The sequence below is a fragment of the Psychrobacter alimentarius genome (assembly GCF_001606025.1).
Lineage (GTDB): Bacteria > Pseudomonadota > Gammaproteobacteria > Pseudomonadales > Moraxellaceae > Psychrobacter > Psychrobacter alimentarius.
The window spans coordinates 1-26,063 of the sequence record NZ_CP014945.1; the positions used below are offsets into that span (position 1 = coordinate 1).

The window sequence follows — 26,063 nt, forward strand, 5'->3', positions numbered from 1 at the left end:
ACTTTTTGAGTGATTACTTATGGGTAGCGTTCGGGGTTAAGTGATAGCTTAGACCGTTAAAATGCATCTATTATTTAAATTATAGGGTTAATACTTTTCATGATAGACACAGCAAATATCTGGGACAAATGTCTAAACGACTTACGGTATAACGTGAAAGACAATGTATTCACGATGTGGTTGAGACCATTATCAGCACATCAAGAAGCGCAAACGTTGATCATACTTGCTCCTAATGATTATTTTGTCACTTACATCAAAAAAAACCATTTACAAGATATTCAGCAGCTGGTTGCTAAGCACAGTCAAGGAAGTATCGAGGAAGTCGTTGTACGTGTTGATAACGCCGACCGTGATAGAGAAGACAGTAGTCAATCGCAGTCAGGGTCTTTGTTTGCTGAAGATAACCCCTCCCCTACCCTCGCAGATGACAAATTTGAAACCATTCATCACAACAATGCCAAAGCCGATATCGATGCCAACATGCGTCATGCAGAGTTCTCTGACTCTGCCGATGCAAAATCGCTGAGCTATCTAAATCCAGATTTTACTTTTGAGACATTTGTCACTGGTAAGTCTAATAATCTAGCCTACAAGGCGTGCTATGAGCTTAGTAAGCGCCAATCAAAAAATCGGCATAATCCTTTATTTATATACGGACCTTCTGGTTTGGGAAAAACGCATTTAATGCATTCTGTAGCACATCGCTATTTAAAAAATAATCAAAGTTTTTATTATTTCACTTCTGAAAAATTTATTAATCAATTAGTTTATTCTTTAAGAAATAATAAAATAGAAGATTTTAAAAAGAAAATTAAAAAAGTAGATTTATTGATTGTAGATGATATTCACGTATTAGCAGGAAAAACCAAAAGTAGTAATGAGTTTTTGACCTTGTTTGCTGATTTTACCAGTGGTGATAAACAGCTAATTTTAGCGTCTGATCGTCATCCGTCACAAATGACAGAATTTGACGAACGTTTTAGGTCACGTTTTTCTTGGGGATTAACGGTTGCCGTCGATCCACCGGAGATTGACACTCGAGTTCAAATTTTGCAGAAAAAAGCATCTTCGTATGGCATGACCTTACCTAAAGAATGTGCCCTATTCATTGCCCAAAATGTCGTCTCTAATGTCAGACGCTTAGAAGGTGCTCTCAATCAGGTTTTTGCCAATGCCAATCTGACTGGTGCTCAGATTACGCTGGAAATGGTGCAATATGCGCTAAAAGATATTGTGGCTATGCGTGTTCAAGCGGTGAACATGGACAACATCCGTAAGGTAGTCGCTGAGTATTATGATGTGACGGTAAAAGACATCATGGGTCGCAAACGTACGCGCAGTATTGCAAGACCACGTCAAATAGCCATGGCGTTATCAAGAGAACTAACTGGAGATAGTTTTCCTGAAATTGGTCAGTCGTTCGGTGGCCGCGACCACACAACGGTGATGCATGCCTGTGACAAAGTGAATGAGCTGAGACTGGCGGATCCTGCATTTGATAAGGACTACAAGACGCTGGCGCTTATGTTGCAAGCAGGTTAATAGATAAGGGTATCGCTGTATTTTCGTGAAGACAGATGATTTATAATATCGGACATATAAGCACACAGATACCTGATGGATTATCCTTGGTAGACAAGGTATTATTGAGTCACTATTTTATATTTATACAAAGAAACCATTCAAATAAGAGTAACCAATAAGAGTAATTAAGCATGCAATTATCGATTAATCGAGAGTCGTTACTAAAAGCCATTAATTTAATTGCCAAAGCGGCTGATAAACGCCACAACATGGTTATTTTGGGAAATATTAAGCTACAGCTGTCTGAGTCAGCGCTTGTTTTGACTGCCTCTGATCTAGAAGTGGAGCTGACGTCGACATTGAAATTGCCTGCGGGTGCCTGTGTAGAAGCAGGTACAACCACATTGCCTGCAACGAAACTAAAAGACATCTGTAAATCATTACCTGCTCAAGCCCAAATCAATCTTGCCACTCAAGCCAATGAGCGTTGCCTGCTGACCAGTGGCAAAAGTCGTTTTACCTTGGGTACATTACCTAGCGAAGATTATCCAAGTCTGGGCAATCCTGAAAACATCACGCCATTGAATATCAGCCGCAATCGTCTGATAGACTTGATTCATAAAACACAGTTTGCGATGGCGATTCAAGATGTACGTTACTATCTGACGGGTATGTTGTTTGACGTATCACAGCAGCAGTTGACGACAGTAGCCACTGATGGACATCGATTGGCTTTGGCGCGTAGTGTGATTGATGTGAGTGCTGATCTTAATATGCAATCTATCTTGCCACGTAAAGCTGTGATTGAGCTTGAGCGATTGGCTTCTGAGCTTGGCAAAATGCTGGGTGAGCAAGACAATCAAGTCACGCTCAGTTTTGGTCGTGAATTCTTGCAAGTCAGTTTGCCATTTGGTGACGTTGATAGTGCAGGGCAAATCACCCAAAACTTAATGGTGACTTTTACGGCTCGTTTGATCGATGGCAAATTCCCTGATTATCGCCGTGTGATGCCGAGCAATACTGACAAGCTTGCTTTATTCAATCAAGAAAAAATGACAGACGTACTGCGCCGTGTGGCCATTTTGAGTAATGAAAAATCTCGCGGCGTGGTATTTAACTTTGCCAGCGACGGTATGGTTGAAGTAAGAGCCAACAACGCTGAGCAAGACGAAGCGGTCGAAATGATACAAGCAAAATATCAAGGCGAACCAATGGAGTTGTCTTTTAATGCAGCATACTTACAAGACGTTCTCGGCGTGGTCCAAGGTGATATACAAATGCATATGAGCCAATCGAACGCCTCTGTATTGATCAACCAGTTGAACGATGAATTTCATCAGTATGTCATCATGCCGATGCGTATATAGTGCTCAATAAATAATATTTGGATTACTGGGAGTTGAGCCATAGAGCAGTCTGCAAGTACTATATGTAAATACCGTGATTTCCATAACTCTATGAAAAATCTTAACTTCCAAAACCTTGTAAATGTTCTTAAAGACAAACTTTTGTATATAAATTTAAACCATGTCTATAGGCGGCTGTCGGTATTATGATTGAACGTCTACAAATCTCACACCTTCGTAACCTGACCCAAGTCAACCTGCCATCAGCGGCGTGCAATGTCATTATTGGTGTTAATGGTAGTGGAAAAACATCGTTGCTCGAAGCCATATTCTTGTTATCAAGAGGCAAAAGTTTTCGTCATCATCAACCAAAACGCTATATCCAGCATCATCAAAACACTGCAACTGTCCATGCCAAGATCAATGACGGCAGTACTTTGGCTATTCAAAAGCAAGCTGATGCGACGACGATTTTGCGGTTGAACCAAACCACCGTCTATAACCAAAGCATCTTAACCGAGCAACTCCCAACCTTATTAATCGATCCTTCAACCATGGATATGCTAGAGCAGGGTAGTGCCAGCCGTCGGCAACTGCTAGATTGGTTAGTGTTTCACATGAAACAAGGCTTTCATCCACAGTGGGTAGCTTATCAACGTCTATTAAAACAGCGCAATAGTTTGCTAAAAAAAACACGTCATTTAACACAAGTACAGCTTGCTGAGCTAAGGTCTTGGGACAAGGGGTTGAGTAACCATGCTGCATTGATTCACCATTATCGCGAACGCATATTCGAAGAATGGCAGCCTTACTTTGCCAAAAGCATTACTCAATTACTGCCAAGCTATGCTGAACAATTAAGCTTAAGCTATAGTGCGGGCTATGACACCAGTATCGCCCTTGATGTGCAACTCGATGAGCGATTAGAGCAGGACTTACAGCTGGGGTATACTCGTATTGGTAATCACCGAGCGGATATTCATGTGCATTGGCGCTCTCATGGTTCAACGAAGCTCAATGATGCTCTAATCAATGAGAAGATAGATACTGATGTGAATAAAGCGTTGCCAGTCTTAAAAGAACAAGCAGCAAACGTGCTGTCTCGTGGTGAAAAAAAGCTTTTGATCACCGCGCTGCGTTTGTCACAACTGCCACTACTGTTAAATAACGCAGACTCAGATTTATCTACTGGCTACGCCACCTCTCAAATAACACCAGTGGTGTTATTAGATGACATCACTGCCGAGTTAGATGATAGAGCAATACATATTTTATTATCGACATTATCGAAGCTACCATGCCAAGTATTCATGACCAGTTTGACCGATGATATTGTGCCATTGGTACAGTCGTTATGGTCAACTCCGAACGTGTTTCACGTGAAACAAGGTCAAGTATTTTTATCTTGATGTGCCTCCTTTTTCTTATCTATCTTATACTTCATACCTGTCCCAAGACAGCCTATATTCATACCATTTCTTCTAATAATATTTACCTTTCTTAAAGACAGGTTTAATAGCCATAAAACTGCCAGTAAACAGTGACTTAGAAGCAAAAAAATGCTAAAATACGGCTTTATTTTTGTCCTGTTTTCAGCAAGTTGTTTGATAGCGTTATCTAGATGTTTTTTGTTGGCTAGAAATTTTAAGTGATTGATAAATATAGTTTTTATTTCTTCTGTTTTGGCATTGTTTTATTTTAAGACAAAACCACTAACATTGGATAAATGAGAGATCAACTTAAGCTTTTTAAGCTCATCAAATATCTTCTAGAGTTTTGGCTAATAGCCTTCAAAAAATAACCCCTATCAAAGTTTTTGACTATAAAAGTTAAGTCTAAAATAACGTTATGAGGCGTCGCCGTAGTGGTGCGTTAATGACAGACGGCTGATTATGGCTAGATTAAGGAATGCACATGAGTGATTCATTACCTACAGAGCACCAGCAACTGACATCAGACAGCGTTGTCGAAACGACTGCACCAGCTGCGGTTTCTGAAGGATTACCCTCTGATTATAGCTCCAAAGATATTCGTGTATTGCGTGGCTTAGAAGCAGTACGCGTGCGCCCTGGTATGTATATCGGTGATACAGATGATGGTACTGGTCTCCACCATATGGTCTTTGAGGTAGTGGACAACTCTATCGATGAGGCGCTTGCTGGTCATTGCGATCAAATTGACATCATTATCCATGAAGACGAATCGGTTAGTGTGATGGACAATGGTCGCGGCGTGCCCGTCGATGTCCATCCAGAAGAAGGCGTGTCAGCAGCACAGGTCATCATGACAGTTCTTCATGCTGGTGGTAAGTTCGATGATAACAGCTATAAAGTATCAGGTGGCCTACACGGCGTTGGGGTATCGGTTGTTAATGCCTTGTCGAAAAAGCTTGAGATGAACATCTGGCGTGAAGGCTATCATTATCATCAAACTTACACTGATGGTGTGCCAGACGCAGATATCCAGCAGATGGAAGCCACGGACAAAACGGGTACGCAGATTCGTTTTTACCCAAGTGCTGACGTCTTTACGGGTACTATCTTCGAGTACGATATTTTGGCCAAGCGTTTGCGTGAGCTGTCGTTCCTAAACTCAGGCGTGCGTATTGTTTTGACCGACGAGCGCATCGATAAGCGTCACGAGTTCGAGCATAAAGGCGGTCTATTAGAGTTTGTCAGCTATATCAATGCTGGCAAAGATGGCGTCAATGAAGTGTTTCATTTCAACAGTGAACAAGATGATGGCATCAGTGTCGAAGTCGCGCTGCAGTGGACAGACACTTATAACGAAAAAGTGTTGTGTTTCACAAACAACATTCCACAGCGCGATGGTGGTACGCATCTATCAGGTTTCAGATCTGCACTAACACGCGGTCTAAACAGCTATATAGATCGTGAAAACTTGTTCAAAAAAGAGAAGGTCGTCGCGACTGGCGATGATGCGCGTGAAGGATTGACCGCCATCGTGTCTGTCAAAGTCCCTGATCCAAAATTTTCAAGTCAGACCAAAGACAAGCTGGTGTCGAGCGAAGTAAAATCGGCGGTTGAATCGGCGATGAGCGATAAGTTCAATGACTACTTGTTAGAAAACCCAAGTGCGGGTAAAGCGATTGCTAATAAGATTCTTGATGCGGCTCGCGCTCGTGATGCAGCTCGCAAAGCGCGTGAGATGACGCGCCGCAAGACCACATTAGATATTGCAGGGCTGCCAGGTAAATTGGCGGATTGCCAAGAAAAAGATCCGGCATTGTCAGAGCTATACATTGTGGAGGGTGACTCAGCAGGTGGGTCAGCCAAACAAGGCCGTAGCCGTAAAACTCAGGCTATCTTACCCCTAAAAGGCAAAATCCTAAACGTAGAGCGTGCCCGTTTTGATAAGATGTTATCGTCTGCTGAAGTGGGTAACTTGATTACTGCGCTTGGGTGCGGTATTGGCCCTGATGAATACAACCCTGATAAAGTCCGCTACCATAAAATCATCATCATGACCGATGCCGATGTGGATGGTTCACACATTCGTACCTTGCTATTGACCTTCTTCTTCCGTCAAACGCCTGAGCTGATCGAGCGTGGTTATGTTTATATTGCACAGCCACCGCTTTATAAAGTGAAAAAAGGTCGTCAAGAGCTGTACCTAAAAGACGATGAAGCGCTTAAAGCCTACTTGTTGTCATCGACTATTGACAATACTAAGCTACATATCAGTGCTGATGCCCCTGCGATTACTGGTCAGGCGCTCGAAACACTTTTAAATGACTATAACCAAACGCAGCTGATTAAAGCGCGCTTGCAGATTCGTTTCCCAGCGGTGATTTTGGATGCCTTAACGCATACACCGAAGCTTAGTACAGACATGACTTATGACAAGTCTGCCATGCAGGCTTGGAAAGACGCCATGCAGACTCAACTTGATGCGTTTGGTAGTGATCTAAGCCCTGAGATTGAATTGGTTAATATCCATGCGCCTCAGCCTGAGAACATGGATGCCGCTGCTGCAGATTTGCTGGGTATGACATCAGGCGTGGCCAGTCTAGAGAAAGCCGATTCAGACACGGATACTGGTAACGAAGCGCTATCTACAAAAGCGCAGTGGCTACCACGTGTCACCGTCTATGTGCACCAGTTGGCGCATCATTATCTGCTCGACTCTAGTTTTATCAATTCAGGCGAGTACAGTAAGCTACTGCGTTTGTCTGCGGAGTGGAACACCTTATTAGAAGACGATGCCTTTATTCGCCGTGAAGCCAATGCGGGCACGACCAAAGATATCCCCATCCGTGATTTTGATTATCTCTGGCAGCAGATGATGCTCGATGCTCGTCGTGGTTTAGCCATCCAGCGCTACAAAGGGCTAGGGGAAATGAATGCTGATCAGCTGTGGGATACGACAATGGATCCTGAAAACCGTCGTATGCTGCGTGTCACTATCGAAGACGCTATCGCTGCTGACCATATGTTCACTTGCTTAATGGGTGATCATGTTGAGCCGCGCCGTATCTTCATCGAAGAGAATGCATTGACGGTGTCTAATCTAGACATCTAAGCATCGCTTACTGGCATTTAAAATAAAAAATACCGCTTTCTTCATGAAAGCGGTATTTTTTTGTTTCACGTGAAACTTTGCTTATAACTTATAACTTATAACTTATAACTTATAACTTATAAATTACAACTTTTTGTTTCACGTGAAACTTAGGCGAAGAGTATTTTTAGTAGTTACGCTTCGTCAGTATTGAAACGCCATGCTAAAACGCGCGTGTTTTTTTGACCTTGACTCATCTCAATAATGCGCATTTGAGCCACATCCAATTGTTTGAGTAATAACTGTAACGGTTTCACGTTTTCAGATTTTGAGACCAAAGTGGTAAACCAGCCAACGTGCTCTGCAAAGCTTTGACTCTCTTTTGCCATTTTTGTCAAAAAAGTAATCTCGCCGCCTTCGCTCCAAAGCTCTTTATGCTGACCACCAAAATTGAGGTTTTGCGCCGCATTGCCTGATTTGGTTGAATGACGGCTTATTTGCTCATTTTCATTTTTGCCGCGATGTCGTTGTAGATTATGCTGCTTGCGGCTATTGGCTTCCATCGCTTCTTCAAGTGAGGCATGAAAAGGCGGGTTACATACGACCACATCAAAGTAATCTTGACGACCAATGATGTTTTTGAAGATAACATTAGGTTCAGGTTGTAGTTTTACTTTTACCGCACTTTTTAGCTTTGGGTTGGCCTCACAAATAAGTGCTGCCGTATTGACTGAAACAGGGTCGATGTCACTGGCAGTAAAGCGCCAGCCGTAACTTTGACTACCGATAATAGGATAAATGGCACTGGCACCAGTACCAATATCGAGCGCATGGATCTCTTTACCAGTAGGCGGCGTATTATCGTCATTGATGTGCGTGGTTTGCGCTAATAGATCAGCAATGTAATGAATATAATCCGCGCGTCCTGGGATGGGCGGACACAAGTAGCCTTCAGGAATGTCCCAGAACTTAACACCATAATAGTGCGCCAACAGTGCCTTGTTAAGGATACGAACGGCTTGGTGGTCAGAGAAATTAATCGTCGGCTCACCCTTTGGATTGGTGATGGTGTGATCGGCAAGCTCAGGCAAAGCGCGGGTCAATACCTCAAAGTCATAGCGACCCTGATGCGGGTTGCGCGGATGCAGCTGACCGAGTTTTTTGGCAGTCTCGGGCGATCTATTTCTGCGATTATTGGCGGTCGGACGACGGTTCATAGGCTTACTGGTCATAGTATCGGGCTTTGATATCTGAATATAATCAACCAGTTTAGCAGATTTCACAAAAAACTGATGGCTTATCGGCTACGTAAAATAAGATTTAATCCCAATACAATCATCGCTGATCCCAAGACGCGGTCTATCCAATGCTCGAAGCGCTGAAATCTTTGGTGAATGGCAGGAATAGAGAGCAACATGACGACTGCGCTGAACCACGCCATCTGCAACACCATCATCCACACGCCATAGATAGCCAACTGCCACAGCGGAATATCGGGCGATAACACCAGCGTAAATATGGCAACAAAATACACGGGCGCTTTTGGATTAAACACATTACAAAAAAAGCCACGACGTAAAATAGCAAAGGGGATTTCTGTATTTTCTGCTCTGTTAAACGACTTTTTGGTCGCGACATTCTGTTGAGACAGTACTAGCTGTGAAACGCTCGAGTCTGCATCTGCCGAATGGACTAAATTAAATGGTTTTTTGGGTTTGGCCCTAATACCTTGCCAACCGAGATAAATCAGATAGCCACCGCCTAGCCATTTGATAGCGGTCAATAGTGGCTGCGAATGGGCAATGATCGTTGCCAGTCCTAGCACCGAATAAATGACATGTATGCCCAAACCAAACGTGATGCCAAGACTACATATCAAGCCAGTGCGCCGACCCTTTGCTAGGGTTTGCTGCGAGACCAAAACGAAATCAGGGCCAGGCGAGGCAGCTGCGAGCAAGTGAACGCTGGTGATAAGCAAAAAACCGTGCCAAAATTCCATAAAGTGCTCTAAATGACGTCTTAATTGGCTAATAGTTGCACTTATCGCAAAGGATATCAACCGCTATTCACGTGCATCTTTATGAACCACGACCGTCATAAATCCACGCGTTGCTGCTTGTGTTCTAAAGCAAGGGTGCTATATTAAAAATACAGTGCGAATCACTGCCTCACCCATTACGTGAATTTTGACAAGGATACAGTCATGACGACGGACAGCAATACCCATACCGACAACCGCATCACCTACGAGACGCAGGGTCACATCTGCCTAATTGGTCTTAATCGTGCCAGTAAGCGCAACGCGTTTGACAGCCATATGATTCAGCAATTATCCGACGCACTCACCCATTACGAGCATGACAATGACCTACGCTGCGCGCTTATCTTCGCACATGGCGAGCACTTCACCGCCGGTCTGGATTTGATGGAGCTACAAGATAAGTGGGACAAAGGCGCGTTTGAGTTTGATCACGATCAAATCGATCCGTGGGGCATCAGTGGTCAATTACGCAGCAAACCTGTGGTCGTTGCGGTACAAGGCACTTGCTTTACCGCTGGTATCGAGCTGATGCTTAATAGTGATGTGGTCATCGCAAGTGACAACTGCAACTTTGCCCAAATGGAAGTGCTGCGCGGTATCATGCCGTTTGGTGGGGCGACGGTCAGGTTTGTACAAGCCGCTGGCTGGCAAAAAGCCATGCCGTATCTGCTTACTGGTAAGCCGTTTAACGCGCAAACGGCGGATCGACTCAATCTGATCAGTGAAGTGGTCGAAAATGGCACTGAATACGAGCGCGCACTCACGATTGCCAAAGAGATCTGCCAAGCGGCCCCACTTGGTGTGCAAAGTCTACTGTCGTCAGCACAAGATGTGAGTCGTAGCGGCATCGGCGCGGCATTGGCCAATATCCATAGCTATCTGCCAGATCTGTTTTATTCAGAAGACGCGCGTGAGGGTGCGATGGCGATGGTTGAGAGAAGGGAACCTGAGTTTAAAGGTAAGTAGCGCAACCATCGCTTGTGATATATGAAGCTAATATTTTAAGATTGCACGATTTTATTACTATGCTAAAAGGGCCACAAAGGCTAACGACCACTTATGACTGATCATTTTTATCTACTATTATTTTTGCTGTTTTTGACTTTTATGCTCAGCTTGTCAGTGGTCATGTTCCTAAAATCCATTAACAAAGAAGGTGGCCTGTCAGATATTTTGCGCAAAAAATTACAGCGCTGGCTACCTTTTGATTTTATGGAAGGTCGCTTCAACATTGATAGGCCAGAATATGTTGGCTTACGGCAAGTCTTGAAACATGGCTTACGAGAAGATTATTTTTATATCAATATCGCTACAAAGAAGCACTTTGTAGAGCTGAAAAATTATATTGCTGTCAGAGAAAAAATCGGTTTTTATGAAAAAAAATGGCGCTTTACCCTTTGGGTGATACCTGCCGTGCTGATGGTTTGCATACCGTTACTGCCATTGCAGAATGGAGTGGATAAATATGTGATGCTAGTGCCTTTGGCGTTGCTGTTCTTTTCGATTCATAAGCTAAAAGCCATGCCTTATCGGGATGAGTTCCTCGCTATCCAAAAGAGAATGTTGCAGCAGATATATAACGCCGTGTTTGATGACAATCACTTTGATAGTATTGAGTTAGCCGTCAAATTAAGGAAAGTGAATAAGGTACAAGTCTTATCCAATTATTATGAGCTAGAAGCGATTGTCGATCAGATGAACGTAAAAGGTGTGGAGTAGGATAGGGTTTAGACACTAAACTCAACCTTTTCATTTGTCGAAAATTGAACCATTATATCGATAAGTTGATTAGGCTTAATTTTATGCTCAACCATTTACAATTATGTCTATAATTTCCTTCTGAACATATGGGAGGTACTCTTCATAAAACGTAGCTGGCCGTACATTTGTTAATTTCCCTTCATCTTCAGGAATATTGATTTCGAAGCTTGTCTGATGTAACCAATTGACTCTGATAAACAAGCTATTCCAGTTTGATATATCAGTACTGTCATATTCACCAGACTGCAAACATTGTATAAAGCTCTTTGTTACTATTCCTATGCCTTTAACTTTTATATTTCGAATGTATCTAGGGCTTACACCTTTAAGATAGATAATATCACCTACTTTGAGGTGAGAAACAGCCTCATACAAATCCTTAGAATTATTTTCATTCCAGCCAATTATAAACTTACCTTCTTCAAAAAAAACACCTTTCACTTCTTGGTTATTCCATTTTGAACCTGCACCATAAATCGCCATAAATATAGACTCTTCTAATTAATTATACTAGTAATATAGTCTGTAATAAGATTGAATAATAATATCGTTTTTAATTCTCAAAGAATTTTTTATACATACATTTACCAGTCCATATTAGCTGATTGGTCGAATTGATAACATAGATGTTTAATAAAGCTTTCCATGTCTTCGGTTGAAGTCATTGCTCTAGCATATGCCCCGTCACTTGCTAGAGTAAGAATCGTAGGTAAACTACTATCCATAACATAATGCATGGCAGATTTAAGCTCAGATAGCCATAAGTGACTGATAAAATTTTCGAGCAATAAAATGACTTCATCTTCATCAAATGAAAGATCAACAAACAGTGAGAATTTATTTTTTCCTACTTGATTAGGCATAATTACAGGAATAGCACCAATGTTTGAATGAAACATGAATGTCTCGCCATTTTTACCAAATGCCCCATGAGCAATAAAATTTCTAAGTTGTCGTCTAATAAATATTAGCTCATCAAAAAAAATCTTATTTTGAGGAATATCAATATTTATTGCATTTTTGTATTTTACCTGCCATTCAGCTCCAACTAGGTTAGCTACCTGTTTTCCATTACCTATACTTTTCGTAATAATACTTAAATGTACAAATAGATGTTCGGTCCAACTAAAAAATGCCTCAATTGCTGAAGTGGCTAACCAATTTGCATTTTGACGAAACTCTGCGGTTGGGAATTGGATTATAGTTGCTTCACCATAAGATGTTTTTTGAGTTTGCTTGTTAATCTCATCTTTTCTTTTGGTAGCTTCTAGTTGCTGGGTTTTATATAAGCTTATTAAATATTTGTATCTTGCAAATAGTTCTGAACTATTATTTCTAACACTTAGTTTAGAATCCTCTACAGCTTGAGACGCTAGCCATTCAAAATAAGGTTTAGCTACTTTAATTCCTTTTTGAATACTCCTTACTATTTTTTGAGCATCTATCTCATCCGTTTCTAAATTACTTGCAAACACACCAACACCTAATTTACGGTGTTCGATTAGAAAGGCTTTGCCCTTAAAGTCTATAGGAATTGACCATGAGATCTTTTCAAATTTGCCTAAGTTTCTAAAATTCAGTAAATCATGTAAGAGAAAATAGACAAGATAATATGGTGGTAGCGCTCTTCCTGCTTCTGTGCGTTTAGCCTCGAATAAAAAATTTCTATCTGCTTTCGTTTCTTTAGTTGCAGGCTTAACATCACCTAACACTAACAATGCTCTCTGTCTCATTAACTCAAGATCATCAGGTATATTAAATTTTGACATTCCATTACTACTCCATAATATTCTAATTAGTGTATGTTAGCGATAATATAGTTTATGAAATGTAAATCACTAAATTTTCAAATGATGGCTTATATTTTATCAACTATTTTTGTGTGCTCTTATTATAAGCGCTACAGTTCGTAAATTTAATAATTAATATATCAGGGGCTTTAAGGCGAGTTTCAGCCTCGCCACGCCTAGATAAGCAGATAACAGCGGATGGCAGGATTGGCTACTTTCTACTACACAGTTCAAACCTTACCCAAGTCCTCAAAATCCACATACTCTTTTTTGCCATGAATGTTGTACATTTTGCGGTCAATTTCTGGATACAAGGTAATGTCAATCGGAGGCCTACTACCGCCCATCAAGTAAGTGGCATCGGCATTGCTGTTATTACGCATCGAGTGCGCCGCGCCATGTGCAGGGAAGCCCACAAAGTCACCAGCACGCAATTGATAATGCTCATCGCCATAGCGCAGCGACAGCTCACCTGACAGCACATAAATGAACTCATCGGATTCCTCATGATAGTGGTGCGTCGTCGTCTCATCGCCTGCTTCCACGCGTACGAGGTGCAAGCCAAACTTCGTGAGACCGACGATGTCGCTGAGCGAAACCGTATGGCGAATGGCGTGCTCATTGAACTGATGGACGTGTTTGGTCTCGGGCGTGTTATCGATATCAGACTTGGTTAGGACGTAAGCGTGCGTATCCTTAGGCGGCTTTTGGTCAGGTAGGGTCATCATCTGTCTCCGTGATTGATGTTTTGAGTGTACCTCACTATGAGCCAGTAGTGCTAGGTGTCAAACGTGGTAAAAGAGAGGTGTCTCAGTAGCATGGTGATATAGTCAATTCCCTTTAAAAAACGGTACAAAGCTGCTGGGATATATGTTACGCAGCCTCTGTCAGCGCAGACACAGCAAGCAAGTCAAATTTATACCAGTAGCGAACCAAGATTGATTTATCGATTTTATTTTGAGATGACGATATACCCATAAAGCGATTGGTTCTGACGGCGCTCATGTTGTACCCTAAGAGATTATTTTTGTGTGAGGAGAGGCCAGTGTTATACAACTTTGATGAAGTCATCGACAGACGGGATACAGGATCGGTCAAATGGCACTATAGCGATGAAACAATTCCGCTATGGGTGGCGGATATGGACTTTAAAGCCGCAGCGCCTATTTTGCAGTCAATTGAACAAGTCACGCAGCATGGCATATTGGGTTATATCAAACCCACCGAGGCACTATACGATGCGATTATTGACTGGCATGGCAGTCGTTATAACTTGCAGCTGGACAAAGACAACATCTTATTTTCCCCAGGGGTGGTGCCAAGTCTGGCGCTGATGATGCACGTCTTTACCGAGGTAGGGGACGCGGTACTGATCAATGATCCCATTTATGCGCCATTTATGAGTAAGGTTGAGCAAAATGGTCGCACGCTTGTGACCTCAGCGCTCAAAGACGTTGAGGGGCAATATCGTCTGGATTTGGCGGATATCGAAGCCAAAATCACCCAGCATGACGTCAAGCTGTATTTATTGTGCAATCCGCACAATCCGGGCGGGCGCGTATGGACGGCTGAAGAGCTGGAAGCGATTCTGACCTTGTGTAAAAAATACAATGTCGCCATCGTCAGCGATGAGATTCATCAAGATTTGACCTTGAGCGGACACACATTCACGCCTTTATTAACGCTCGCAACAGGCTATGAGCACAAGGTGGTGAGTCTGACCTCAATGACCAAGACTTTTAATATCGCTGGTATCAAAGGCTCGATGATATTTGCTAAAGATGAGGGACTAATCAAAAAAATCAGTCAGCAGCAGCACTTAAACGATGAGTATGAGCTGAATTTGTTTGCTTATACAGCGATGCGTAGCGCGTATGAGCAAGGTGGCGCATGGCTCACGCAAGCGCTTGAATATATTGAGGCCAATATTGATTTGACCGTGCGCTTTTTAGAAGAGTATCTACCTGATGTTAGAATCATGCGTCCAGAAGCGTCTTATCTGATTTGGCTGGATTGCTCTGCCTATGCAAAAGACGATCAAATGCTCTATGACACTTTGAGAGACGCCAAGGTTGAGCTGAATGCAGGGATTAAGTACGGTCAAGAAGGGCATCTTAAAATGCGTATCAACGTGGCTTGTCCCAAAGCGCTACTGACAGAAGGGTTAAATCGTATTTATCAAGCGTTAGAGAACAGCAGCAAGCATTGATAATACCAACATAAGAGCTGGGTACTACTTTTATTTTAGATGAATGAAAGCCATAAAAAACCCTGCCATTGCAGGGTTTTATTATTTTGACTACAGTCGATGCTCTCTACTTTTACAATCGGCTTATTGAGCAGACTTATAATAATCAACCATCATCGTACCTAACGTGCCGTTTTCATCAATGGTTACTATCTTGACAGTACCCGACTGCGATGCTGTACTAGCGTTGACTTGACCAGCATTGCCTAAGACGACTTGATTTCGATTAGCCGCTTTTGTGCTGTTACCGATAGCGATGCTATTTAAACCCCCTGCCATTGCCATATTACCAATCGCTACAGAAGATTCGCCTTTTGCCATGGCAGCTTCACCGACGGCAGTGGCACGCATGCCACTGGCATCAGCCAAATGACCAAACGCTTGCGCGCGTTCCCCTGTCGCTTTTGATTGCCAACCGATAGAGGTGGAGCCTAGACCTGCTGAGTTGGCTTGACCGCCAACTGCAGTGGCAGAATTCATACCAGCTTTGGCTTGGTTACCGACCGCAACCGTATCATTATTACCGCCAGCCATTGCCGCTTCACCAACGGCAGTTGCGCGTACGCCACTGGCATCGGCTAAATGACCGAACGCTTGCGCACGCTCTCCTGTTGCTTTTGATTGCCAACCAATAGAGGTTGAGCCTAGACCTGCTGCATTGGCTTGACCACCAATCGCAGTGGCAGAATTCATACCAGCTTTGGCTTGGTTACCGACCGCAACCGTATCATTATTACCGCCAGCCATTGCCGCTTCACCAACGGCAGTTGCGCGTACGCCACTGGCATCGGCTAAATGGCCGAATGCTTGTGCGCGTTCAGCCGTGGCTTTTGATTGCCAACCAATAGAGGTTGAGCCTAGACCCGCTGCGTTGGCTTGACCGCCGACCGCAGTGGCAGAGTTCATACCAGCTTTGGCTTGGCTACCGACCGCAACGGTATCGTTGGTACCGCCAGCCATTGCCGCACTGCCACAAGCAAGAGCCGTTTTAACATTGCTGGTCGCACCTAAAATAGTGGTCGCATTTGCATCATTAAGTTGACACTCAGATGCCATGACAGCCGTGGTGCTCAGAGAAGCGGCCGCAACTGCTAGGGCAAGGGTAGTGATCTTCAGTGTAGAGCGTGGCAAAAAATTCATTTTCATTGTTTTTTATCCTGTGTTTTAAAAGCTTTGAGACTTTTAGTTGATTCGGTTGGATGTTGAATAAAATAACGCTTGTCTGTTGCACTCAGCTTATTTTGTGAATGCAACAGACCGTTATCAGTGATTTACCAAGCAAACGTGACGCCGCCACGTGCGCCGACTTTGCCAGTATCCGCACCAACACCAGCGCCAGCTGAAATGGTCACACTGTCAGTTGCTCGTCCAGCAAATGACGCGCTCACAGCAGTGCTGCCATTATAGTAACCAGTACCAAATCCCATGGCATATCTTTTACCTGAAGGAATGACTGGCGTTTCCATAGACAGCGCCATTGCGATACCATCTTCTGCTTCTTCTAAGCGATCTTCTTGACGATTGTATTGTCTACGCAAGTCGCTGAACTGTTGTGATGTGGCGAGCGAGTCTATGCTGACACTGGTACCTAGTGTGCCGTTTGCGTCTGTGGTGACGATATTGGTGCCACCTGATTGTGAGGCTGTACTGGCTTGGAGTTGACCTGCATTACCCAACACGATCTGGTTGTCACCTGCGGCATTTGCGCCATTACCTATAGCAATACTGTTTGTACCGCTTGCAACAGATTTATTGCCTAGAGAGACAGAACCTGCGCCTTGTGCAGCGGAATCTTCACCGATTGCGGTAGAGCGAATACCCGAAGCACTGGCTAAATGACCAAAAGCCTGAGCCCTCTCTGCGGTCGCTGTTGCACGCCAACCAATAGCGGTAGCACCTGGAGTATCACCTGTAGAAGTGAGGCCTCCTGCATTTAAGTCAGTGCCTGCAGCTACTGTGCCAGTGAAGGCTTCACCGCCCAATACCGTGGTCGAATTACCATTGGCTTGGGTTTTGTTACCGACAGCCACAGTGTCATTGGCGCCTGCGGCAACCGCTTCATTACCTAAAGCAACTGAACCCTCGCCTTGTGCTTGAGCAGCTTCACCGACTGCGGTCGAGCGCACGCCGGTTGCTGAAGCTAGATGCCCAAAAGCTTGAGCGCGTTCAGCACTTGCCGTGGACTGCCAACCCATTGCCGTCGTACCTGCTTGAGTCGCTTGCGCTTGAGCGCCAATAGCTGTTGATGAGGTGCCAGAAGCAGTGGTTTGACGCACGCCACTTCTGTCGCCACCTATTGCAACGGCATCCAAACCTGAGGCTACTGATTGATTGCCGATAGCGATGGCATTGTCTGAACTGGCATTAGCATCTTCACCGACTGCGGTAGAGCGAACACCAGAAGCACTGGCTAAATGACCGAATGCTTGAGCACGCTCGGCGGTAGCCGTTGCACGCCAACCGATAGCAGTAGCACCCGCTGTATCACCTGTAGAGATGAGATTGCCTTCATTTAAGTTAGTACCTGCCGCTACCGTTCCAGTAAAAGCTTCGCCACCTAACACCGTTGTCGAATTACCATTGGCTTGAGTCTTATTACCCACCGCCACAGTATCGTTGGCTCCGCCAGCAAAAGCATCTTCACCAACTGCGGTAGATCGGACGCCAGAAGCACTGGCCAAATGACCGACTGCCGTAGCTCTCTCTGCGGTCGCTGTTGCACGCCAACCGATGGCGGTAGCGCCTGGCGTACCACCAGTAGAGGTGAGAGCGCCTGCATTTAAATCAGTGCCTGCTGCTACGGTTCCAGTGAAGGCTTCGCCGCCGACCGCAGTTGTAGAGTTGCCAGTGGCATTTGCGGCATTACCGATAGCGACGGTGTCGTTAGCACCACCAGCGACTGCGGCATTGCCACAAGCGAGTGCTGTGACACCATTACTGGTTGCGCCTCCAACAGTGCCATCATTGAGTTGACATTCAGCCGCCATGACGGTGGTGGTACTAAGAGAAGCGGCAGCGATTGCAAGAGTGAGGGTGCTGATTTTGAGGGCTGAGGGCGATAACAATTCCATTTTCATTATTTGTATCCTTTTGAGAAAGCCGTCATGGCTTTACGGTGGTTTGGTTGGATGTTGACAGAGATCATTGCGCACTTGGTATCAAGACGCTCCGATATGAGTAATCTAACAATTGACCATCTAGTAGTGCAGGTAGTGGGACTAGGTCACTTACGGGTCACATACTTAAAGGAACGATAATAGATTGGTCTAAACGCTGTCCTGCGATTAACGAACCAACCTACTGCGATATGTCAAAACATAAGCCATTTACCGCATTCAAAATTTTTTTGCTTGGAATAATGGCATATTGATGGCTCATATTATTGGCAATCACTTCTTTACTGTACACGGTTATATAACAAAATTCGACTACTAATCGAGGCTTATTGTTAACAAATCCTACATAAACTAAGGGATAAGAAAAGCTATTTTGTAAGCAAAAGTTTCAAGCAAATATAGAATTAGAGAATGACTATTATTCTCAAACACAGTTGTACCTGACCTTGACCGTAAAGATCATCAAAAATTATTCTCTAGATTAAAAGTAGAAGAGCAAACTATTAGCAATAAAAGACCACCGCATGAAGTGCTCAAATGGAAGATAGTCAGCGCTATAAAATGTTTTTTCTGAATAAAGTGTTTGAAACACGAAATTTTGCTGAGGAAGTAACCCTGATGCGGCCTAAACTTGTTAAAATAGGGCACCAATTTATCAATTGATGGATATCGATTTATGACTACTGCTGCTGCCACTCCCACCATTAAAGAAGATCGCATCTTAATTCTCGATTTTGGCTCACAATATAGCCAGCTAATCGCTCGCCGTGTACGCGATTCTGGCGTGTTTTGTGAGATGTTACCTTATGATATCGACACCCAGCGCATCACCGAATTTGGCGCAAAAGGCGTTATCTTATCGGGTGGTCCTGAGAGCGTACATGCAGAAAATAGTCCACGTATCAATGACGCTGTATTTGAGTTAAATGTGCCAGTATTGGGTATCTGTTATGGCATGCAAGCGATGGCGGATCGCTTCGGTGGTCAGGTTCATGCCAGTGATATTCATGAGTTTGGCGCAGCGACTATTGAAGTGACAGGTCATTCACATTTGACTGAAGGCATTGAGGACAGTAAGAGTGAGGCATCGTTAGCCAAGCTCAATGTATGGATGAGTCATGGCGACAAAGTAATCGAAGCGCCAGAAGGTTTCGATATCATCGCCAGTACACCAAGCTGCCCAATTGCGATTATGGCCAATGATGACAAGCAGTATTATGGTCTACAGTTCCACCCTGAAGTGACGCATACCCTGCAAGGTCAAGCACTACTCAGTCGTTTTGTGCATCAAATTTGCGAGTGTGCAGGCGAGTGGACGCCCGACAACATCATCGATATGCGCGTCGCTCAGTTAAAAGAGCAAATCGGTGACAAGCAAGTACTGCTTGGTCTATCAGGCGGCGTGGACAGCTCAGTCGTCGCAGCCATTTTGCATAAAGCCATTGGCGATCAGCTGACTTGCGTGTTTGTTGATAATGGTCTCTTGCGTCTGCATGAAGGCGATCAAGTCATGCAAGTGTTTGCCGAAAACATGGGCGTGAAAGTGATTCGCGTCGATGCCGAAGATTTGTTCTTAAATGCGCTGGCAGGCGAGTCTGATCCAGAGAAAAAACGTAAAATCATTGGTAAAACCTTTATCGACGTATTTGCCAACAGCGCACGTGAAGTGAGCGAGCAAAGCGATGGTAAAGTCGTTGAGTTCTTAGCACAAGGGACAATCTACCCAGACGTGATTGAGTCTGCCAAGTCACATCAAGGCAAAGCTCACGTCATCAAGAGCCATCATAATGTTGGCGGATTACCAGATGACTTAGCATTTGAGTTGGTCGAGCCGCTACGTGACCTCTTTAAAGACGAAGTGCGCAAATTGGGTATTACGCTAGGCTTACCAGAAAAAATGATCTATCGTCATCCGTTCCCAGGTCCAGGTTTGGGCGTGCGTATCTTAGGTGAAGTCAAAAAAGAATATGCTGATATTCTACGTTTGGCTGATGCGATCTTTATGCAAGAGCTTGAGCGTTCAGGCTGGTATGAAAAAACCGCGCAAGCATTTGCTGTATTCCAACCAATCAAATCGGTCGGTGTGGTGGGTGATGGCCGCCGCTATGCATGGGTCATTGCGTTACGTGCCGTTGAAACAGTGGACTTTATGACAGCGCGCTTTGCGCATCTGCCATATGAGCTGATTGAAACAGTCTCAAATCGCATCATGAATGAAATCGCGGAAGTATCACGCGTGACGTACGATGTGTCAAGCAAGCCACCAGCGACGATTGAGTGGGAATAATCCTTCCTTAGACATTGTTAAATAGTTATAAAAAAAGCCCACGTGATTGTGGGCTTTTTTGAATCTGAATGTTTGATAAAGCTATTAATGGCAATAAAAAATAGTGTACGTCAGTTACAGATAGCGGAGAAATTATTTTTCCAAAATCATATCAATATGCGGAATGTCATCTTCTAAATACATGTCTGAGGTTCTGACAAAGCCATGTTGTGTATAAAACGCTTCTAGATACTCTTGCGCGCCAATCTCAATAAATTCATTGGGCCATAAAGACTGACAAGCTCTCAAGGCTTCTTCTAACAGTTGATGACCAATACCGCCGCCGCGATGATTGGCTGAGATAGCAACACGGCCAATACTGACGGATGGATAACTCACGCCTTTTGGTAATAAACGGACGCAGGCGATAAGCTTATCACCGGCATAACCTAACAAGTGATAAACGTCTTTTTGATGATCTTTATCATCCAATTCAGGATATGGACATTTTTGTTCAACCACAAACACGTCCACTCTGAGTTTAAGGAGTTGATACAGTTGGATGGTTGTTAATTCAGTGAAAGGCTTGAGCTGCCAAGTTATCATAAGGTTTCCGTCTGATTATGGATAATACGCTACTGTAGCAAGGTTGGTGGATTAGGTCATGACTCATTGTTGATTAAGACTGTGTTTATCCCGTCAGCCGCTGTGGCCCTGCGCCTCTTTTACCCAATTCATCATAAGGATTGAGCAGTTTACAACGCTCAAGCGATAGGCAACCACAGCCGATACAGTCGCTCATCATGTCTCTTAACTCTGTCAACTGTACGATTTTTCGATCAAGCTCTCCTTGCCATCTGATGCCCAGCGCCTCCCAGTCTTCAAGGGTAATGCGAGTATGATTTGGCAATTCTTGAAGTTCTAATAATATGTCTTCTAGCGAAAAGCCTGTACGCTGTGCCACTTGAATCAAAGAGACGATACGAATGACGTGCTTTGGATATTGCCGATGATTTGAGACATTTCTTTGGCTTTTGATTAGCCCTTTTCTCTCGTAGAAATGTAAGGCTGATATCGATACGCCTGTCCTTTCACTAAGTACACCCACCGATATCCATTCAGGAATGAGTTTTTTTTGCATTTTTCGCTTGACCTCAACTTAGGTTTAGGTAGCAGAATAGGCGCAAATCAATATGAGTTCAAGTCCAATACTTGAGCGCACAGGCGACCAAAAAGAGAACAATCCATGAAAGTTAACGTATTAGCATCAAGCTCACTATGCTTGCTTTTGATTTCTACTTTAACCGTGATGTCCAATGCGACCATTGCACCTGCGCTACCGGGTTTGGCCAGTGAGTTTTCGGGAACGCCCTCTGCCGATCTTTTGGTAAAAATGCTGCTACCGATACCCGCGCTGTTTGTGGTTATTTTTGCGCCTATCTTGGGCTGGACCGCCGATAAATTTGGCCGTAGAAATCAGATTATTCTCTCAACCCTTATGTTTGCGATATCTGGTGCAGCAGGCGCAAAACTGGCAGGACTGGAGGCCATTCTCATCAGTCGTGCAATCTTAGGTATCTGTGTCGCTGGTCTGATGACGGCCATCACGGCTTTGATAGCGGATTATTTTTCTGGCCAACAACGCAGTCAATTCATGGGGTTGCAACAAGCATTCTCTAATATTGGCGGCATCGTATTTATCGTTACCGCCGGATATTTGGCCAGTATTAACGCACGCTTGCCTTTTTATATTTATGGACTTGCCATTTTTTTGGTACCGTTGGTGTTTGTCTCTATCAAAAATAGTAAACCTATCAATCCCAAGTCGGATCAACCGCCAGACGATACCGATGTAAATAGTGGCTGGAAACGAATCCTTGCAGGCTGTGCTGTTTTTCTTTTTTGTCACTTAATCGTCTTTTATATTCTACCGACGCAAATACCGTTTTTTATGGTTGATATCGGTATTATAGACCCAAGTAAAGCTGGGTTGGCTATGGGTGCAGGCACACTTGCAGCAGCGATATCTGGTGTCTTTTTTGGCAAGCTTGTCGCTAAGATTCATAGCCATGGTGTGGCGTTTGCAGGATTTATGGCCATGAGCGTGGGTATGTTGGTGCTCTCACAGGCCAGCTCTTTTGGCTTGGTTGCCCTTGGGTGTGCGCTCATGGGCATTTGCATGGGCCTTGTGATGCCAAATTTTATGGTAACAGGGCTGGCGTTTGTACCCAGTGACAAGCGCGGATTGGCGTCAGGCGTACTGACAAGCAGTATTTTTATCGGACAGTTTGTGTCACCACTGGTCACGTCTGCGCTTATCTCGGCACTGGCTTATAGCCATTTTTATTTGGTAACGGCGGGCTTTACTTTAACGCTGGCAGTCGCAAGCGCCTTCATGCTAAAAGCGAAGTCCGTATCATAATATGTGATGGTGTCACATTGCATCTAACCGCAACGCGTTTTTTACTCTCACGACAGATTAAAAATAACAACGATCATAAGGATTTTATAATGAAAGTACTAGCCTTTGGTACCAGCAACAGCAGAAATTCAATCAATCAAAAATTGGCTCGCTATAGCGCGGCGCAAATCGATGATACCATAGATAATGTAAATATCACGCTACTCGACATTCATGATCTTGAGATGCCAATCTTTAGCGAAGAGCGCGAAAAAGAAAGCGGGATCCCTGCTTTCGCGCATGATTTTTATCAGGCGATTGGTGAGGCGGACGCGATTGTCATCTCGTTTGCCGAATACAACGGCTCGTATACGTCTGCTTATAAAAACTTATTTGACTGGGCATCACGCATCGATATGAAGGTATATCAAGACAAACCAATGATTATGCTGGCCACGTCACCAGGGCCTAGCGGCGCTCAAAGCGTGCTTGCTGCGGCAGAAGGGTCCGCGCCGTTTTTTGCAGCTGATGTCAAAGGCGCACTGTCATTGCCTAACTTCTTTGATAACTTTGATGCAGAGACAGGCGTTGTCACTGATGAAGCGTTTAATCAAAAATTAAATGAGGCTATTAGCGCGCTTTAATCCTTGAACTGACTTTAAGAAGCGATAAAAAAACACTCAACTTGGTTGGGTGTTTTTTTGCTAATAGATATAATTAACTCGATTTTTTCAAATCATATATAGGGTAGAATTAAAAAATAATCGATACCGTTGGTGCAAACATGAAAGAGTCATTTATTCTATGTTCAAGTTGTTTTTCTAATCAAGGTTTAAAAATCTCGGCACAAAAACTTGGTATTAAAAACGATATGAGATGTACAAATTGTGAAGATACTAAAGGCTACAAACTGACAAAAAGCATTTTAGAGGATTTAGCTCATCAGTTTTTTGTAATGGGAAGTGGTGTTAAAGGGGATTATGGAGGTGCACCCCGCATCAAGTTCAATGAGTATCAAGAAACAAGCATCGTTTGTACAGACGACATTAATCAAGATATAAGGTTATTTGAAAAATATCTAAAGGTGGGATTTTTTCATTATGGACCCAGATTATGGACTCTTGGCTATATCACGCCCTTAGAAGACCTTCAAGATAAAGATAAGAGAATGGAGGTAATAAAGAGAATAATCAGCGAATACCCTATTCTTGAACTTGATACTTCAAAAATATTCTATAGATTGAGAGTTGCACCAAGTGAACCTAGTAATATAGGTGAGTATGATAGCTCACCTTTTCCAGGAAAAGGTAGACTGGATTCAGAAGGCTTCAAGATATTCTATGCTTCACAAGATTTGGAGGTTTGTATTCATGAGTGTAGAGTAAGCGTAACTGATGAATTGTACGTCGCTACAATTAGACCTTTGGAAAATTTAAAGATGTTAGATTTAAGCACAGAAATTTTAGAAAACGTTACTGAGTTTGAGAGCTTAAATATTTCTCTTATAATGTTGTTCTATGCTGGCAAGCATTCTTACGAAATTTTGAGACTTCTAAGCTTGGAAGCTTACAAGAAAGGGTTTGACGGTATTATCTTTCCATCTTTCTTTACACAGGCCAGACTAGGAGCGCTCCCATCACCTTCTACATATCAAAGTTTAAATAATAATATAGATGATTTCAGAGAAATTGAAGAATCTGGTAAGATCCCGAACATTGCTATTTTTGGCCAACCTATAGAAGATAAACTGGTTGAAGTACTAAGCATAAATAAGTTGTTTCTAAATAGAGTAGTATATGATTACTTTTTTGGTCCAGCAGATGTGAACTAAACTTATTTCCACCTTATTGATTCTTACTACATGAGCATCTTTGAAAGTTTGTGATAGTAAGCGAATATAAGTTTTAACTACCTACTTTTTCTCGAAGAAAAGCAGCACCTCAAAAGAAGTGCTGCCTTTATTTACATCAATACTTAAACTTAAAACCCTAACCCCGCACATTCACCACATAACGTCCCACCGTCTTACTCGCGATAAACCGATCCAAATATTCAGGCGTTTGCGCCAATGTAATCTCTTCGCCATAGCTTTCCAGATTAGGCAGTTTCATATCGGTAGCAACACGCTGCCAAATCGCCTTTTTATCTTCCAATGGAATATAGACCGAATCAATACCCAATAACGACACGGCTCTTGTGATAAATGGCATAACCGTCATCGAAAATTCAGGGGAAGCTGCCAATCCGCAACTGGTGACCGCGCCTCCTGCTTTGGTCTGTTTGAGCAAGTTGGCTAAGTAATCGCCACCGATGGTATCAATTGCATTTGCCCATAGCTCACGGCCGATAGGTTTTTGTCCGATCTCATTGATGGTATCGCGATGACGGACTTCGCTTGCACCCAGCGCTTTTAAGTGTTCGCTTTGTTCAGGCTTACCTGAAAACGCAATCACCTCATAACCCAAGTGTTTTAAGATCGCGATACTGATACTACCCACGCCGCCCGTTGCACCTGTGACTGCGACTGGTCCATCGCTGGGTTTTGCGCCCATTTTTTCTAACTTTTGGATACTCAAAGCCGCTGTCAAACCGCCTGTGCCGTATATCATCGCTTCTTTTAATGTCAACGATTCTGGACATTCTATCGCCCAGTCAGCAGGTATAGAGATTATTTGACCAAGTCCGCCTGAGGTGTCCATGCCAAGATCATAACCAAATACCACGACTTCTTGACCTTCTTCAAAGGTGCCAGACTTGTCGCTGATCACGACACCAGCGGCATCAATACCAGGTGTGTGCGGGTAGTGCTTGGTGATTCTTTTATTGCCTGATGCTGACATGGCATCTTTATAGTTGAGTGATGAATAATGCACTTCAATAAGCAGATCGTTTTCGGGTAAGTCAGTGAGACTGCGCTCTTGGATGCTTTTATTAAAATTACCATTGGCGTCTTCTTCGACGACTAAGGCGTTAAAGGTTGGTTGGTTTGACATGGTGATATCCCTATTTATTTTTTGTTGTTGGTATTTATGAGTGACTGTTTGCC

General features: G+C 43.6%; 22 protein-coding genes. 11 read left to right on the forward strand and 11 right to left on the reverse strand.

Annotation, left to right across the window (positions count from 1 at the left end; translation table 11 throughout):
• Positions 1-99 precede the first annotated feature (99 nt).
• The 4 genes from dnaA (at position 100) to gyrB (ending at position 7,415) form a co-directional block, all read left to right on the forward strand.
• Positions 100-1,545, forward strand: coding sequence for a chromosomal replication initiator protein DnaA (gene dnaA, locus A3K91_RS00005; protein ID WP_062843451.1), 1,446 nt, complete (start codon positions 100-102; stop codon positions 1,543-1,545).
• Positions 1,546-1,718: 173 nt separating this feature from the next.
• Complete coding sequence (gene dnaN, locus A3K91_RS00010) at positions 1,719-2,894, forward strand: DNA polymerase III subunit beta (protein ID WP_062843452.1); 1,176 nt, start codon at positions 1,719-1,721, stop codon at positions 2,892-2,894.
• 185 nt (positions 2,895-3,079) lie between these two features.
• Positions 3,080-4,282 (forward strand): DNA replication/repair protein RecF, encoded by a 1,203-nt coding sequence (recF, locus tag A3K91_RS00015; RefSeq protein WP_062843453.1) that lies wholly within the window; start codon positions 3,080-3,082, stop codon positions 4,280-4,282.
• A 505-nt stretch (positions 4,283-4,787) separates the two neighbouring features.
• A complete protein-coding gene (gene gyrB / locus A3K91_RS00020; RefSeq protein WP_099046686.1) occupies positions 4,788-7,415 on the forward strand; it encodes a DNA topoisomerase (ATP-hydrolyzing) subunit B in 2,628 nt (875 codons plus the stop codon).
• A gap of 173 nt (positions 7,416-7,588) precedes the next feature.
• Here the strand turns inward: gyrB and rlmF are convergent, their stop codons facing one another.
• Complete coding sequence (rlmF, locus tag A3K91_RS00025) at positions 7,589-8,626, reverse strand: 23S rRNA (adenine(1618)-N(6))-methyltransferase RlmF (RefSeq protein ID WP_062843454.1); 1,038 nt, start codon at positions 8,624-8,626, stop codon at positions 7,589-7,591.
• 65 nt (positions 8,627-8,691) lie between these two features.
• Positions 8,692-9,393, reverse strand: coding sequence for a LysE family translocator (locus tag A3K91_RS00030; RefSeq protein WP_062843455.1), 702 nt, complete (start codon positions 9,391-9,393; stop codon positions 8,692-8,694).
• Positions 9,394-9,597: 204 nt separating this feature from the next.
• Between A3K91_RS00030 and A3K91_RS00035 the strand changes: the two genes are divergently transcribed.
• Together A3K91_RS00035 and A3K91_RS00040 are read left to right on the forward strand one after the other, a co-directional pair.
• Positions 9,598-10,401 carry a crotonase/enoyl-CoA hydratase family protein gene (locus A3K91_RS00035; RefSeq protein WP_062843456.1) on the forward strand — a complete coding sequence of 268 codons (804 nt, stop codon included), beginning with the start codon at positions 9,598-9,600 and terminating at the stop codon, positions 10,399-10,401.
• A 93-nt stretch (positions 10,402-10,494) separates the two neighbouring features.
• Entirely contained in the window at positions 10,495-11,154 is a 660-nt protein-coding gene (locus tag A3K91_RS00040) for a hypothetical protein (protein WP_062843457.1), read from the forward strand.
• Between the two features lie 87 nt (positions 11,155-11,241).
• On the opposite strand, the gene A3K91_RS00045 is transcribed toward A3K91_RS00040, so the two are convergent.
• From A3K91_RS00045 to A3K91_RS14275, 4 genes are all read right to left on the reverse strand, one after another.
• Complete coding sequence (locus A3K91_RS00045) at positions 11,242-11,679, reverse strand: hypothetical protein (RefSeq protein WP_062843458.1); 438 nt, start codon at positions 11,677-11,679, stop codon at positions 11,242-11,244.
• Between the two features lie 101 nt (positions 11,680-11,780).
• A complete protein-coding gene (locus A3K91_RS00050; RefSeq protein ID WP_062843459.1) occupies positions 11,781-12,965 on the reverse strand; it encodes a hypothetical protein in 1,185 nt (394 codons plus the stop codon).
• 251 nt (positions 12,966-13,216) lie between these two features.
• Positions 13,217-13,714 (reverse strand): cupin domain-containing protein, encoded by a 498-nt coding sequence (locus tag A3K91_RS00055; RefSeq protein WP_062843460.1) that lies wholly within the window; start codon positions 13,712-13,714, stop codon positions 13,217-13,219.
• 145 nt (positions 13,715-13,859) lie between these two features.
• A complete protein-coding gene (locus A3K91_RS14275) occupies positions 13,860-13,991 on the reverse strand; it encodes a hypothetical protein (RefSeq protein WP_257722194.1) in 132 nt (43 codons plus the stop codon).
• Between the two features lie 40 nt (positions 13,992-14,031).
• Between A3K91_RS14275 and A3K91_RS00060 the strand changes: the two genes are divergently transcribed.
• Complete coding sequence (locus tag A3K91_RS00060) at positions 14,032-15,195, forward strand: MalY/PatB family protein (RefSeq protein WP_062843461.1); 1,164 nt, start codon at positions 14,032-14,034, stop codon at positions 15,193-15,195.
• A gap of 123 nt (positions 15,196-15,318) precedes the next feature.
• Here the strand turns inward: A3K91_RS00060 and A3K91_RS00065 are convergent, their stop codons facing one another.
• Complete coding sequence (locus A3K91_RS00065; protein WP_210727510.1) at positions 15,319-16,380, reverse strand: hypothetical protein; 1,062 nt, start codon at positions 16,378-16,380, stop codon at positions 15,319-15,321.
• Between the two features lie 125 nt (positions 16,381-16,505).
• Complete coding sequence (locus A3K91_RS00070) at positions 16,506-18,311, reverse strand: YadA-like family protein (RefSeq protein ID WP_062843462.1); 1,806 nt, start codon at positions 18,309-18,311, stop codon at positions 16,506-16,508.
• Between the two features lie 715 nt (positions 18,312-19,026).
• Between A3K91_RS00070 and guaA the strand changes: the two genes are divergently transcribed.
• Entirely contained in the window at positions 19,027-20,637 is a 1,611-nt protein-coding gene (gene guaA, locus A3K91_RS00075; RefSeq protein ID WP_062843463.1) for a glutamine-hydrolyzing GMP synthase, read from the forward strand.
• A gap of 132 nt (positions 20,638-20,769) precedes the next feature.
• On the opposite strand, the gene A3K91_RS00080 is transcribed toward guaA, so the two are convergent.
• The gene (locus A3K91_RS00080) at positions 20,770-21,222 is read right to left on the reverse strand and encodes a GNAT family N-acetyltransferase (RefSeq protein WP_062843464.1); all 453 of its coding nucleotides are present in this window, start codon (positions 21,220-21,222) and stop codon (positions 20,770-20,772) included.
• An 85-nt stretch (positions 21,223-21,307) separates the two neighbouring features.
• Positions 21,308-21,757, reverse strand: a complete 450-nt coding sequence (gene soxR / locus A3K91_RS00085; RefSeq protein WP_084387205.1) for a redox-sensitive transcriptional activator SoxR — start codon at positions 21,755-21,757, stop codon at positions 21,308-21,310.
• 105 nt (positions 21,758-21,862) lie between these two features.
• Here soxR and A3K91_RS00090 point away from each other — a divergent pair, with 105 nt between their 5' ends.
• The 3 genes from A3K91_RS00090 (at position 21,863) to A3K91_RS14145 (ending at position 24,848) form a co-directional block, all read left to right on the forward strand.
• Positions 21,863-23,038 carry an MFS transporter gene (locus A3K91_RS00090; RefSeq protein ID WP_062843465.1) on the forward strand — a complete coding sequence of 392 codons (1,176 nt, stop codon included), beginning with the start codon at positions 21,863-21,865 and terminating at the stop codon, positions 23,036-23,038.
• A gap of 89 nt (positions 23,039-23,127) precedes the next feature.
• Complete coding sequence (locus A3K91_RS00095) at positions 23,128-23,661, forward strand: NADPH-dependent FMN reductase (protein ID WP_062843466.1); 534 nt, start codon at positions 23,128-23,130, stop codon at positions 23,659-23,661.
• Positions 23,662-23,801: 140 nt separating this feature from the next.
• Positions 23,802-24,848 carry an RES family NAD+ phosphorylase gene (locus A3K91_RS14145; protein ID WP_062843467.1) on the forward strand — a complete coding sequence of 349 codons (1,047 nt, stop codon included), beginning with the start codon at positions 23,802-23,804 and terminating at the stop codon, positions 24,846-24,848.
• Between the two features lie 157 nt (positions 24,849-25,005).
• On the opposite strand, the gene A3K91_RS00105 is transcribed toward A3K91_RS14145, so the two are convergent.
• The gene (locus A3K91_RS00105) at positions 25,006-26,010 is read right to left on the reverse strand and encodes a YhdH/YhfP family quinone oxidoreductase (protein ID WP_062843468.1); all 1,005 of its coding nucleotides are present in this window, start codon (positions 26,008-26,010) and stop codon (positions 25,006-25,008) included.
• Positions 26,011-26,063 lie beyond the last annotated feature (53 nt).